The organism is Mycobacterium sp. (assembly GCF_039583805.1).
Taxonomy (GTDB): Bacteria; Actinomycetota; Actinomycetes; order Mycobacteriales; family Mycobacteriaceae; genus Mycobacterium.
The window spans coordinates 23,402-36,459 of the sequence record NZ_JAVKSH010000019.1; the positions used below are offsets into that span (position 1 = coordinate 23,402).

Annotated in this window: 10 protein-coding genes and 1 pseudogene; 2 read left to right on the top strand and 9 right to left on the bottom strand. The window is 68.5% G+C overall.

Features of this window, described 5'->3' with window-relative positions; translation table 11 throughout:
* Nucleotides 1-41 precede the first annotated feature (41 nt).
* Complete coding sequence (leuS, locus tag ABDW21_RS04155; RefSeq protein ID WP_343710086.1) at nt 42-2,939, top strand: leucine--tRNA ligase; 2,898 nt, start codon at nt 42-44, stop codon at nt 2,937-2,939.
* A 645-nt stretch (nt 2,940-3,584) separates the two neighbouring features.
* Here the strand turns inward: leuS and ABDW21_RS04160 are convergent.
* The 9 genes from ABDW21_RS04160 to ABDW21_RS04200 all read right to left on the bottom strand — a co-directional run bounded on the left by ABDW21_RS04160 (nt 3,585) and on the right by ABDW21_RS04200 (nt 11,781).
* Nucleotides 3,585-4,256 carry an SDR family oxidoreductase gene (locus ABDW21_RS04160; protein WP_343600274.1) on the bottom strand — a complete coding sequence of 224 codons (672 nt, stop codon included), beginning with the start codon at nt 4,254-4,256 and terminating at the stop codon, nt 3,585-3,587.
* A gap of 49 nt (nt 4,257-4,305) precedes the next feature.
* Entirely contained in the window at nt 4,306-4,800 is a 495-nt protein-coding gene (locus ABDW21_RS04165) for a MarR family transcriptional regulator (RefSeq protein WP_343600276.1), read from the bottom strand.
* A gap of 55 nt (nt 4,801-4,855) precedes the next feature.
* The gene (locus tag ABDW21_RS04170) at nt 4,856-5,554 is read right to left on the bottom strand and encodes an amino acid ABC transporter ATP-binding protein (RefSeq protein ID WP_343710088.1); all 699 of its coding nucleotides are present in this window, start codon (nt 5,552-5,554) and stop codon (nt 4,856-4,858) included.
* 62 nt (nt 5,555-5,616) lie between these two features.
* Nucleotides 5,617-7,401, bottom strand: a complete 1,785-nt coding sequence (locus ABDW21_RS04175; RefSeq protein ID WP_343600280.1) for an ABC transporter substrate-binding protein/permease — start codon at nt 7,399-7,401, stop codon at nt 5,617-5,619.
* Between the two features lie 44 nt (nt 7,402-7,445).
* Entirely contained in the window at nt 7,446-8,255 is an 810-nt protein-coding gene (locus ABDW21_RS04180; RefSeq protein WP_343710087.1) for an LLM class F420-dependent oxidoreductase, read from the bottom strand.
* 24 nt (nt 8,256-8,279) lie between these two features.
* Nucleotides 8,280-9,170: an alpha/beta hydrolase gene (locus ABDW21_RS04185; protein ID WP_343600284.1), complete on the bottom strand. Its 891-nt coding sequence runs from the start codon at nt 9,168-9,170 to the stop codon at nt 8,280-8,282.
* A 75-nt stretch (nt 9,171-9,245) separates the two neighbouring features.
* Nucleotides 9,246-10,349 carry an inositol-3-phosphate synthase gene (locus ABDW21_RS04190; protein WP_343600285.1) on the bottom strand — a complete coding sequence of 368 codons (1,104 nt, stop codon included), beginning with the start codon at nt 10,347-10,349 and terminating at the stop codon, nt 9,246-9,248.
* Between the two features lie 67 nt (nt 10,350-10,416).
* On the bottom strand, nt 10,417-10,956 hold the full coding sequence (locus ABDW21_RS04195) for a PadR family transcriptional regulator (protein ID WP_343600286.1): 540 nt from the start codon (nt 10,954-10,956) through the stop codon (nt 10,417-10,419).
* Nucleotides 10,957-11,142: 186 nt separating this feature from the next.
* Entirely contained in the window at nt 11,143-11,781 is a 639-nt protein-coding gene (locus ABDW21_RS04200) for a TetR/AcrR family transcriptional regulator (RefSeq protein ID WP_343600287.1), read from the bottom strand.
* A 416-nt stretch (nt 11,782-12,197) separates the two neighbouring features.
* Between ABDW21_RS04200 and ABDW21_RS04205 the strand changes: the two are divergent.
* Nucleotides 12,198-13,058: pseudogene (locus ABDW21_RS04205) on the top strand (hypothetical protein); the annotation flags it as partial.

Genomic DNA, 13,058 nt, shown 5'->3' on the forward strand with positions numbered 1-13,058 from the left:
GGCCGGCATGCCGGCCGGCGGCCCCCTTATACCCTGATCGGGTGACCGAATCGCCGACGGCCTCGACAGCTGCGGGCCCGACCGACCCCGACGCTGACGTGCCGCGGTATCGCTACACCGCGGAGCTGGCCGGCCGGATCGAACAGACCTGGCAGGACAACTGGACCCGGTGGGGCACCTTCAACGTGCCCAACCCCGTCGGCTCACTGGCGCCGGCGGACGGCTCAGGGGTGCCGGACGACAAAATGTTCGTGCAGGACATGTTCCCCTATCCGTCCGGCGAGGGGCTGCACGTCGGCCATCCGCTGGGCTATATCGCCACCGACGTCTACGCCCGGTATTTTCGAATGACGGGCCGTAATGTTTTGCACGCGTTGGGTTTCGACGCTTTCGGGCTGCCCGCCGAGCAATACGCCGCGCAGACCGGCACCCATCCGCGCACCCGCACCGAGGCCAATATCGTCAACTTCCGGCGGCAGCTGGGGCGTCTGGGGTTCGGCCACGACACCCGCCGCGGCTTCTCCACCACCGACCCCGAGTTCTACAGGTGGACGCAGTGGATCTTCCTGCAGATCTACAACGCGTGGTTCGATACAGCCGCCGAGCGGGCCCGGCCGATCGCCGAGCTGGTCGCCGAGTTCGACTGCGGTGCAAGAACTCTCGATGACGGCAGGGTCTGGGCATCGTTGTCGGCCGGTGAGCGGGCCGACGTGGTCGACGGCCACCGGCTGGTCTACCGGGCGGATTCGCTGGTGAACTGGTGCCCGGGGCTGGGCACCGTGCTGGCCAACGAAGAAGTCACCGCGGACGGTCGCAGCGAGCGCGGCAATTTTCCGGTGTTCCGCAAACGCTTGCGGCAGTGGATGATGCGGATCACCACCTACGCCGACCGACTGCTCGACGACCTCGACGTACTGGACTGGCCGGAGAAGGTCAAGACCATGCAGCGCAACTGGATCGGCCGGTCCACCGGAGCCGCCGCGCTATTCGCCGCACGGACATCCGAGGGCACGGCCGTCGACATCGAGGTCTTCACCACCCGGCCCGACACCTTGTTCGGCGCCACCTATCTGGTGCTGGCGCCCGAACACGACCTTGTCGACGGCCTCGTCGCCGCGGACTGGCCGGACACGGTCGATCCCCGTTGGACTTTCGGGGCCGAAACACCCGCCGGCGCCGTGCGGTCCTACCGCCGTTCCATCGCCGCGAAGTCGGATCTGGAGCGTCAGGAGAACAAGGACAAGACCGGTGTCTTCCTGGGCGCGTATGCGACCAACCCGGTCAACGGTGCGCAGTTGCCGATCTTCGTCGCCGACTACGTGCTGGCCGGATACGGCACCGGGGCGATCATGGCCGTTCCCGGCCACGACCAGCGGGACTGGGAGTTCGCCCGCGCCATGGGCCTGCCAATCGTGGAAGTCATTGCCGGCGGCGACCTTTCGCAGGGAGCCTACCTGGGTGACGGACCGCTGGTGAATTCCGGTTTTCTGGACGGCATGGACGTCGCGGCGGCCAAGGCGGCCGTCACCGCACGGCTGGAATCCCGAGGCCGCGGCTGGGCCCGTGTCGAGTACAAGTTGCGTGACTGGCTTTTCGCGCGGCAACGGTATTGGGGTGAGCCGTTCCCGATCGTCTACGACGGCGACGGCCGCCCACATCCGCTGGACGAGGCCGCCCTGCCGGTCGAGTTGCCCGACATTGCCGACTACTCGCCGGTGCTGTTCGACCCCGATGACGCCGACAGCGAGCCGTCGCCGCCGCTGGCCAAGGCCACCGGCTGGGTACATGTGGAGCTCGACCTCGGCGACGGGCTGCGCCGCTACACCCGCGACACCAACGTTATGCCGCAGTGGGCGGGCAGCTCCTGGTACGAGCTGCGCTACACCGACCCGCACAATTCGGAGCGGTTCTGCGGCAAGGAAAACGAGGCGTACTGGATGGGTCCGCGACCGGCGGAGCACGGGCCGGCCGATCCGGGCGGGGTCGACCTGTACATCGGTGGGGTCGAACACGCGGTGCTGCACCTGCTGTACGCCCGGTTCTGGCACAAGGTGCTCTACGACCTGGGTCACGTCAGTTCCCGTGAGCCGTACCGGCGCCTGGTGAACCAGGGCTACATCCAGGCGTTCGCCTACACCGATGCCCGCGGCGCCTACGTCCCGGCGGCCGAGGTGGTGGAACGGGACGGGAAATTCGTCTACCCGGGGCCGGACGGGGAGATCGAGGTCTTCGAGGAGTTCGGCAAAATCGGGAAGAGCCTGAAGAATTCGGTGTCACCCGACGAGATGTGCGACAACTACGGCGCGGACACGCTGCGGGTCTACGAGATGGCGATGGGACCGCTAGAGGCGTCCCGGCCCTGGGCCACCAAGGATGTCGTCGGCGCGCACCGCTTCTTGCAGCGGGTGTGGCGGTTGGTGGTCGACGAGCGCACCGGAGGCAGCCGGGTGGCCGACGAGTCCCGCCTGGACTCCGGCACGCTGCGGCTGTTGCACCGCACCGTCGCGGGCGTCGCGGAAGACTTTGCGGCGCTTCGGAACAACACCGCCGTTGCCAAGCTGATCGAATACACCAACCACCTGACCAAGCAGCATCAGACCACGGTGCCGCGTGCAGCCGTCGAGCCGTTGGTGCTGATGCTGGCGCCGCTGGCGCCGCACCTGAGCGAAGAGCTGTGGGCGAGGCTGGGCCACCCGTCGTCGCTGGCGCACGGCCCTTTCCCGGTAGCCGACCCGACCTACCTTGTGCAGGACACCATCGAGTATCCGGTGCAGGTCAACGGAAAAGTGCGGGGCCGCATCACCGTATCGGCCGGCGCCGACGCCGCCGCGGTGGAGAGTGCGGCGCTGGCCGACGAGAAGGTGCGGGGTTTCCTGGCGGGGGCCACGCCGAAGAAGGTGATCGTGGTCGCCGGCCGGCTGGTCAACCTGGTGGTCTGACCCGACGTGGCTCACATTGGTGCATATCGTGGGGCGGCCACGTCGCGTTGGTCACTCAGGTGTCGCTGCGCCGGTCGACACCCGAGGTGCCCGGCTCACTCGAAAATTGCGCAAAAGCCCTGGTTGGCGCTCGCGTCGAGCAGAGCTATTCGTCGAGTGTGCGGTTTCGTACGCCAGCGCCGGCGCGTCGCGTACGAAATCGCACACTCGACAGATTTTCCGGTGCTCACACCGGGGCGCAGACCCCTCAACGCTCCGAGCGACAGGTGTGGCGGCGCGGTGCTGCGAATGAGGTTGTCGCGCAGAGGCGGGTACGGCGCACATCGCCTCTTCCAGAGACCGGTGTTGCTGATGTGACCAGACAGCAATATGGGAATCTGGAGGTCGGCCGGTGCACGGCGCCGCGACACCAACCTCGGTGGCGGTCGGGACCTCGGTGGCGGTCGGGACCTGGGTCGCGGTCGGCTCGGGACGGCACCAACGGCGTTTGAGGTGTGTTGCGCGGCAACATAGTTCTGAAGCTCAGCGGGCTGCAGCTACCACACGGTGAGTCGTGAGCCACGTCAGGTCCACGCCGAAGAAGGTGATCGTGGTCGCCGGCCGGCTGGTCAACCTGGTGGTCTGACCTACCCCGGTCTGACCCGTCTATCCCTCGTTCGGCCGGAGCACCACGTCGTGGACGTGACCGTCGAGCGGGGTGGCCACCACGCCGGCCACCACCGCGGCGACGGTGTCGGGCCGCAGAAAGCGGGCCGGGTCGTAGTCGCCGCCCTCGAAGGCCACCAGGTCACGCTGCATGCCGGTGTCGGTGCGCCCGGGATAGACGGTGGTGACCCGCAGCGCCGGCTCGTCGGCGCGCAGCGCGTCGGCGAAGGCGCGCAGGGCGAACTTGCTGGCCGAGTAGGAGGCCATGCCGGGCGAGACGCGACGCCCGGCCCCGGAGTTGATGAACACGACGTGGCCCCGCGAATGTCGTAGCGCCGGCAGCAGGGCCAGCGTAACAGCCACTGCGCCAACGACATTGACTTCGAAGGTGGTGCGCCACTCGTCGATGCTGGAGTCGGCGACGTGCCCGGGGAGGGATATCCCGGCGTTGTGCACCAGCACGTCGAGTTCGGTGATCGACGCGAGGCGGGCCGCGGCGGCGCCGGTGTCGGCCAGGTCGACCGGCAGCGTGACGGCACCGAGCCGCCGCGCGACCGCGTCGAGCCCGGGTGCGGGGCGACCCGCCAGCAGCAGGGTGTGCGTCGGGGCCAGCGCGTCGGCGATGGCGCGGCCGATACCTCGGCCGGCGCCGGTGATCAGCGCGGTGGGCATGCCCGCCCGTCCACCGGTGGCAACGATTCCGGTTGCGCCACGGTAACTTTCACGCCTCGGCCGGGTCTTCGTCCGCCAGGCCGGCCGGCTCGCCGGCAGCCAGCCGCTCCAGCGGCGACAGCGCCTTGGTCAGCGTGTCCAGGTCGGACTCGGGGAGCTTGCTCAGCATCGCGGCCAGGGCGGAGATCCGGTTGGCCAGCGACTCCCGGTGTACGGCCAGCCCGCGCGGGGTGATGTCGACCAGCACCGCCCGCAGATCGGACGGATCGCGCGAACGTCTTACCAGGCCGATTTTCTCCAGCCGGCGGATCGCCACGGTCGTGGTGGGGGTCCGGACCCGTTCGTGGGCGGCCAGGTCGGTCATCCGGATCGGGCCACGCTCGAGCAATGTGACCAGGATCGACAACTGCGCCAACGTCAGGTCACCGGCCACCACCCCGTTCGGGTCGCCGCGGCGCAGGATGGAGAACAGTTTCGACAGCGTGCGGTGCAGACCATCGGCCAACTGTGTGAGTTCAGGCACGGTGGCTTCGCGGTCCGGCATAGTTCGCCAGTCTAACCTCATAGCGGCCTCGGCAGCCGAAAACCCGGTTGTGCCCTCAGAGCACCTGCGACAGGAATCGTTGCAGCCGATCGGTCTGCGCGGCGGCGAATATCTGCGCAGGCGGCCCGGTCTCGACGACCCGGCCATGGTCCATGAAGACCACCGAGTCCGACGTCGAACTGGCAAAACCCATCTCGTGAGTGACGACGACCATCGTCATGCCGTCCGAGCCGAGCTCGGCGATGAGCGCCAGGATGCCCTTGACCAGCTCGGGATCCAACGCCGAGGTGGCCTCGTCGAAGAGCATCACCTGAGGCGTCATCGCCAGCGCCCGGGCGATCGCAACCCTTTGCTGCTGGCCGCCCGACAACGCGCCCGGGTGGGCTTGGGCCTTGTGCTTCATGCCGACCCGGTCCAGCTGCGACAGCGCCAGTTCGCGGGCTTCGTCCGCGGCCAGGCGTTTCAGCTTGCGCGGCGCGAGCATGACGTTGTCGAGCACGCTGCGATGCGGGAACAGGTTGAAGTGCTGAAACACCATGCCGATCCGCTGGCGCAGCAGATCGGGATCGTCGCGCAACACCGAACGGCCGTCCAGCAGGATGTCCCCACGGTCAGGTTCGTGCAGCCGGTTCAGGGTGCGCAGCAAGGTCGACTTGCCCGAGCCCGACGGGCCGATCACCGCTGCCGTGCTACCGGCGGGCACGTCGATGTCGACGCCGCGCAGCACCACGGTTGATCCGAAGGCCAAGTGAATATCCCTGCCCGCCAACGCTACTGACGGGCTCTGCCCGTCACCCCCTGTCACGTCACCCCCTGTCACGTCATCTCCTGGCCGGACGCCGAGGCGACCGGTTCCAGCGGGGTCTCCGGTTCGGCCGAGGGCCGTCCCCGGCGCAGCCGGGCGTCGATGAGGTTCACCAGGTGGGTGAGCGGGATCGTCAACATCAGATAGAACAGGCCGGCGGCCACCAACGGCGACAGGCTGCCGGTCTGCGCGTTGATGTCGCGGCCCACCTGGAACAGCTCCCGCTGCCCGGCGATCAGGCCGAGGAAGTACACCAGCGCCGACGCTTTCAGCAGCGCGATGAACTGGTTGACCAACGCCGGCAGCACCCGCCGGATCCCCTGCGGCACCACTATCAGCCGCATAGCCGTCGGGTAGCCGAATCCCAGCGCGCGGGAGGCTTCCAGCTGCCCGGCCTCGACGCTTTGGATGCCGGATCGGAAGATCTCGCCGATGTACGCCGCCGCGGTCAGCCCCAGCGCGGCGATGCCGAGGGGATAGGGATTGTTGTTGGTCAGCCCGCCGACGATCGGCCCCACCCCGAGCCCGATGAGCAAGATGATCACCACTTCGGGCAGGCCGCGGAAGATGTCGGTATAGACCCGGGCCGGCCAGCGCAGCCAGCGGCTGTGCGAGATTCCCGCGACCGCCAACCCCATGCCCACCAGCAGCCCGACGATGCCGGCGCTGACGGTCAGTGTCAACGTGTTGGGCAGGCCCACCCTGAACAGCACCGGGATGGCCTGCCGGTAGAGATCCCAGTCGAAGAACGACTCACCCAGCCGGGCGAGGGTGGATTTGGGGGCGGGCGGCTCGTCCACCACGCGGTGATGGCGGGCGGCGATCGCCGCGAAATCCGGCAGGTGCGGGGTCAGCGCCGCGGTCGAACCCGGTTTCCATCCCGGCGGCAGCGGTCGCGGCACCCAGTCGGTGTACAGCTGTGACCAGGTGCCGTCGTCGATGACGGCGTCCAGCCCGGAGTTCAGCGCGGCCAGCAGCGGCCGGTTGTCCTTGGCCACCGCGTAGGCCACGTAGTTGCCGAGGCTGAAGGTGTGGGCGACGATCACGGCCGGGTCGCCGGGCCGCACCGCGTTGAGCGCCTCCAACGCCGGCGCCACCCAGGCGTCGATCTGGCCTGTCTTCAGGCTGGCGTAGGCCGTGGTGAAGTCCGGGAACTTCACCGGCTGCAGATGCAGGTTGTCGACGACGTAGACGTCCTCGACGGTCCCCTGCACGACACCGATGCGCTGACCCGCCGCGAGGTCGTCGAACCCGGTGATCGCCGAGCCGGACGGCACCACCAGCGAGAAGTAGCCGAAGTCGTAGCCGTTGGTGAAGTCGACGGTGCGCCGCCGGGCGTCGGTGGCGGTGATCGACGCCGACCCGACGTCGAAGCGGTGCGCCGCCACCTGGGCGAGCATCCCGGCGAAGTCCGTGGCGACGAACACGAGCCGCAAGCCGAGCTTCGCCGCGATGGCACGCAGCAGCTCGTTGTCGAAGCCGGTGAACCGGCCGCTGGGGTTCACGCAGGTTGTCGGTGGCGCCTGAGACAGCGTGGCGACGGTGAGGGTGCCGGGTGTGAGCAGACTCAGGGCGCCGGTGTCGATCGAATCGAGCGGTTCCACGTCGGCGGTCGTGTACTTGTCCTCGTGCGGGCGGTTGGCGGTGGCCAGCTTGCGCGGCAGCGCGGTCGCCCCTTCCAGCCCCGGCGGCGCGCACTGGTTGGTGTCGGCCGTCGCGGGTCCGGCCAGGACCACGCCGCCCACCATCAGGATCGCCGCGAGCAGCGCGAACAGTTTCGGACCGAGGTTCCCCATAACCGCAAGGTATCGGCTGGCGGCTCTTTCGGCCACGGCGGTCGTCAACGACTGTCGCGCCACCGGCACAGCGCTTGCGCGCCGGTCAGGTCGTAGTCCGGGCCGCTGCAGCCGATGGTCAGCAGGCTGACACCGAGGCCGGTCAGGGCTTCTGCCTCGGCGATCAGCGTGTCGGCGCCGGCCCGCCCGGTCTCGCCGCCCACCGCGGCCGACCGCGCGATGCCGGTGGCGTCGCGCCCGACGGCGGCGCAGTGCCGGGCCAGCACCGCCGCCTTCGCCGGGTAGCTGTCGGCCGTGGCGAAACTGTGCCAGATGTCGGCGTACTCGGCGACCAGGCGCAGTGTCTTGCGTTCACCCTCGCCGCCGATCAGCAGCGGGATGTCGCGGGTGGGTGGCGGATTGAGCCTGGCCAGCCGGGACGTGATCCGGGGCAGCGCGGCGGCGAGGTCGTCCAGCCGGCTGCCGGCGGTGCCGAACTCGTAGCCGTACTCGCGGTAGTCTCTGCGTTTCCAGCCCGAGCCGATGCCCAGGATCAGCCGGCCGCCGCCGATGTGGTCGACGATGCGCGCCATGTCGGCCAGCAGTTCGGGGTTGCGGTAGGAGTTGCAGCTGACCAGCGCGCCGATCTCGATGCGTGAGGTCTGCTCGGCCCAGGCGCCCAGCATCGTCCAGCACTCGAAGTGCTCGCCGTCGCGATCTCCGTAGAGCGGGAAGAAGTGGTCCCAGTTGAAAGCGACGTCGACGCCGATGTCCTCGCAGCGCCGCACGGCGTCTCGGATGGTGCGGTAGTGCGGGGCGTGCTGGGGTTGCAGCTGCACGCCGATGCGGACGGGACGCTCTGGCGGGATGGTCATGCCCACGAGGGTAGGCGCCGGGTCTCAGCGACCGCCGAGCACTGTGCGCAGGATGTCGACCAGCGCGCGAGGCTGGTCGCTTTGCACCGAATGCCCGGAGTCGGCCACGACATGTGCGCCGCGGAAATGCGTTGCGCGGCGGGCGAGTTCGGCGGTGTCCGCATCGCTGACGAATCCCGATGCGCCGCCGCGCACCAGGGTGACGGGTGCGGACAGCACGTCGACGTCGTCCCACAGTTCGGCGAAATCCGGCGCGGTGCGCATCGTGTCGTAGCGCCAGGTCCAGCGCCCGTCATCGAGCCGGCGGGAGTTGTGGAACACACCGCGGCGCAACGACTTCGGGTCGCGGTGCGGCGCCGCGGCGGTGGTCAGCTCCAGCATCGCCGCGAAGCTGGGGAAGTCCCGCTGGCCGTGCATCAATTCGACCGGGCCGCGCTGATCGGCCCGCAGTTCGGCGTGTCGTTGCAGCGCCGACGGGGTGATGTCGACGAGCACCAGCTCCCGCACCAGGCCGGGCCGCGCCGCGCCCAGCCGTATCGCGGCCAGCCCGCCCAGCGACATGCCGACGACCAGGTCGGCGTCGGGCGCCAGCGCGCCCAACGCCGGTGCCAGCGCTGCGGCGTTGCGCTGCGGCGAGTAGTCGCCGTCGTCGCGCCAGGCGGAATGGCCGTGGCCGGGAAGGTCGACCGCCAGCGCCGGCTCGCCCAGTCCCACGATCACGGTGTCCCAGGTGTGCGCGTTCTGCCCACCGCCGTGCACGAAGACGATCCGCGGCGGCCCCTCGCCCCAGCGCAGCGCGCTGACCGCACCGACGTGGACACGCCGCACCATGGGCAGTGGGCCCGTGACCCCGGCCTGCTCGGCGTTCTCGGCCAGCAGGTCGAATTCGGAGAGCCCGGCCAGGTCGTCGCACATGTCAGTGATCCGCGACAGTGCGGTTAGCGACACTTTTTCCGAGCAGAGCCGTCGGCAGGTGCACCCTCGCGGGCATCACGCCGTGATGAACTCTTCGAGCCGGGCGCGCGCGACGTCGTCGGGCATCTGCTGGGGCGGGCTTTTCATCAGGTAGGCCGACGCCGCGACGACCGGCCCGCCGATGCCGCGGTCCTTGGCGATCTTGGCCGCCCGCACCGCGTCGATGATCACGCCCGCCGAGTTCGGCGAATCCCACACCTCGAGCTTGTACTCCAGGTTCAGCGGCACGTCGCCGAAGGCGCGGCCCTCCAGCCGCACGTAGGCCCACTTGCGGTCGTCCAGCCAGCCGACGTGGTCGGACGGGCCGATGTGCACGTCTTTGGTCTTGAACTCGCGCTGCAGGTTGGAGGTGACGGCCTGGGTCTTGGAGATTTTCTTCGATTCCAGCCGCTCACGTTCGAGCATGTTGAGGAAGTCCATGTTGCCGCCCACGTTGAGTTGCATGGTGCGGTCCAGTTGCACGCCGCGGTCCTCGAACAGCTTGGCCATCACCCGGTGGGTGATGGTCGCGCCGACCTGGCTCTTGATGTCGTCGCCGACGATGGGCACGCCCGCCTCGGCGAACTTGGCGGCCCATACCGGGTCGGAGGCGATGAACACCGGCAGCGCGTTGACGAACGCGACGCCGGCATCGATGGCGCACTGGGCGTAGAACTTGTCGGCCTCCTCGGAGCCCACCGGCAGATAGGAGACCAGCACGTCGACCTGCGCGTCGCGCAGCACCTTGACCACGTCGACGGGCTCGACGTCGGAGAGTTCGATGGTGTCGGCGTAGTACTTACCGATTCCGTCCAGCGTCGGGCCGCGGTGCACCACCACGTTGGTGGGCGGCACGTCGGCGATCTTGATGGTGTTGTTCTCCGAGGCGAAGATCGCTTCGGACAGGTCGAAGCCGACCTTCTTGGCGTCGACGTCGAATGCGGCGACGAACTTCACGTCGCGCACGTGGTACGGGCCGAACCGCACGTGCATCAGGCCGGGCACCGTCGACGTCTCGTCGGCGTTCTGGTAGTACTCGACGCCCTGTACCAGCGAGGACGCGCAGTTGCCGACACCGACAATGGCGACTCGGACCTCCGTCTGAGCCGCCGGCGCCTCGAACGGCTTGTGCTCACTCATAGGGCGTTCTCCTTACCTCATGACCTGCTGAATAACCTGCGGATGGTGACGTGCTGTCTTCGATCAGTTAATGCTCGGCGCGGCGTTGTGCGACGTGCTCCGCCGCGATCAACTCGTTGAGCCACTTGACTTCGCGTTCGCTGGACTCCAGCCCGAGTTGATGCAGCTGGCGGGTGTAGCGGTCCAACGAGTTGCTGGCCCGCGCCACTGCTTCACGCAGACCTTCCCGGCGTTCTTCGACCTGGCGGCGACGGCCTTCCAGGATGCGCATCCGCGCCTCGGCGGGGGTGCGGTTGAAGAACGCCAGGTGGACGCCGAACCCGTCGTCGGTGTAGTTGTGCGGACCGGTGTCGGCCACCAGTTCACTGAACCGGCGCCGGCCGGCCGGGGTCAGTTGGTAGACCCGCCGTGCGCGCCGCACCGGAGTTCCGGCCGGTGCGGCGTTCTCGGCGATCAGCCCGTCGGCCTGCATCCGCCGCAACGCCGGGTACAGCGACCCGTAGGAGAACGCCCGGAACGCCCCGAGCAGGCCGGTCAGTCGTTTGCGCAGCTCGTAGCCGTGCATGGGTGATTCGAGCAGAAGGCCCAGGATGGCGAGCTCCAGCATCGAATCACCTCCTTTGCTCGGCGGGGTAGGGCGGGTTGACATGTCGGGACGTAGTCTCGCGACATAGTATCGCCCCGATATATTTGCCGCCATACCCGGTGTTTAAGCCGTGTTCAACCGCGGTTGGGGTGGGCCGCCGCGGGCGAGAAGACCGCCAACGCGGCTGTACCCTCAGGCCGACCCCAGTCAACCGGCGGTGGAACGGTTGCGACAGCGGTTGGGTGCGGGCGATCTGGCAGCCCGATCGGCCGGTGCCACCACCGGAACCACGAAGTCAGCCACCAGCGCCCGTTCGTCGTCGGCGTTGCGGCCCGGGAAGATCAGCAGCGACATGATGACCCGCACCACCCAGCGGGCGCGACGTTCGACGACATCCGGCGCCTCGGCATCGCCTTGGCCCAGCGAGGCCAAGAACGTCGCAACCATCGCGGTGACCACGTCGGACCGATCAGCCATCTCGGCGCCGATCGGCGGCTCGGTCTTGGCGAACCACGACGCCACCGCCGGGTTCTCCCGCACCATGGCCATCGCCACGGTGATACCCGTGATGAGGCGCTGCTGTGGGTCGGTGACACCGCGCAAGCTGTCGCCCACCCGGCGGAACACCGCTTTGGCCTCGCGGTGCGCATAGGCGGTGCGCAGCGCCTCCCGATTCTCGAAGTAGCGGTACAGGGTCGCTCGGGAACACCCTGCGGCCCTGGCGATCTCGCGCATGCCGACCGAGCCGGGGCCGTGTTGGGCGAACAGTTCACCGGCAGCGTCCAAGATGCGCCCGGCGGCATTCTCCTCGCTGCTCGGCGCGCCCAGCCAGTTGTTGCCCGCCATCAGGTTTTTGCCGTGATCGGCACCGGCAGCGGGCGGCGCGCACCGCTGCGGTCAGGCCGGGTGACAACGGACATGCCGAGCTCGAAATCGGGCCGCCACGCCATCGTCAAGGCCCTGTCGTGCACAGCTCGAAGCCGAGCCTCATGAGACAGTTGCCCCTTCGTGTCTTACACGTTACTGTGATCTCGCCCACACGACATTACGGCGACGTGGGGCGGTTTCTGAAGGCCTCTTTGCGCGGCGCGTGCAGAACAACGTGGAGGACACGCATGGCAAGTCGAAAGACGAACCGCGCGACAACGCACCGCACGACAACGCACCGCGCGACAACAGGGCCGCGGGGCCAGGGGAGTCCGTCTGCCCGTGCTGTTCGGGCCGCCGGGATTGCCGCGGCCGCGATGGCCGGTGCTCTGGTGATGATGGTCGACGCGCCGCGCGCCGCTGCCGACGTGTCGTTGCAGTCCACGATCGATCAGATCCTCACCGACACGCAGCAGGCGGCCGCATTCGACGCCGCTCTGCCGTTCGCCACGCCGAGCAGCGACGCCACGCTGTCGACGGTTCTGCAGAACCAGAATTACGAACTGCTGAACGCGATCCTCACCAGGGTTCTCCCCGGGTACTTTTTCCAGTCCCCCGAGCCGGTGGCCGGGGATGCCGCCGATTCCCGTCAGTTCTTGGGATATTTCACCCCCGACATCTACTACTACGTGAACGCCGGCCTCAAACCTGACGCGACCTACACGCTCACCGGTACCGTCGGCGCGGGAACCGAAGGTCTGTCCATCGGCTCGGAAGCACTGACGAATGGGACGGCCGCGACCAGCGGCAGTCTGGTGCTCGGTGACGGTCTGGTGGTCAATCCCAATGGGTCCTTCACCGTCGACATCGGCCCCACGGAGCCCAGCGGCGCAGTGAACTACCTCGACGACACCGGCGGCGGTTCCCTGTTGATCCGCGACGATCTGGGCAACTGGGCGCTGGGCCCGGGCAGCTTCAGCATCGCCTGCGATGCCGACTGCCCGGCCGCCATCCCGGCGGGGACCAGCACGGGGCCGTCCGCTTCCGAGATCGGCCTGCTGTTGGGTGGCCTGACCCAGGCGATCGGACCCTTCAACGCAGAGAATATGAAGCTTGCCGAGCGTGTGGGGATCGAGCTGGCGCCCAACACCATGAGCCCCGTGCAGAGCGAAGCGTCTCTCGGCGCGGGGCTGCCGAGTGCGGATGTCTCGGTGGGGAATTTCGACCTGCAGCCCGACCAGGCGCTGATCGTGACA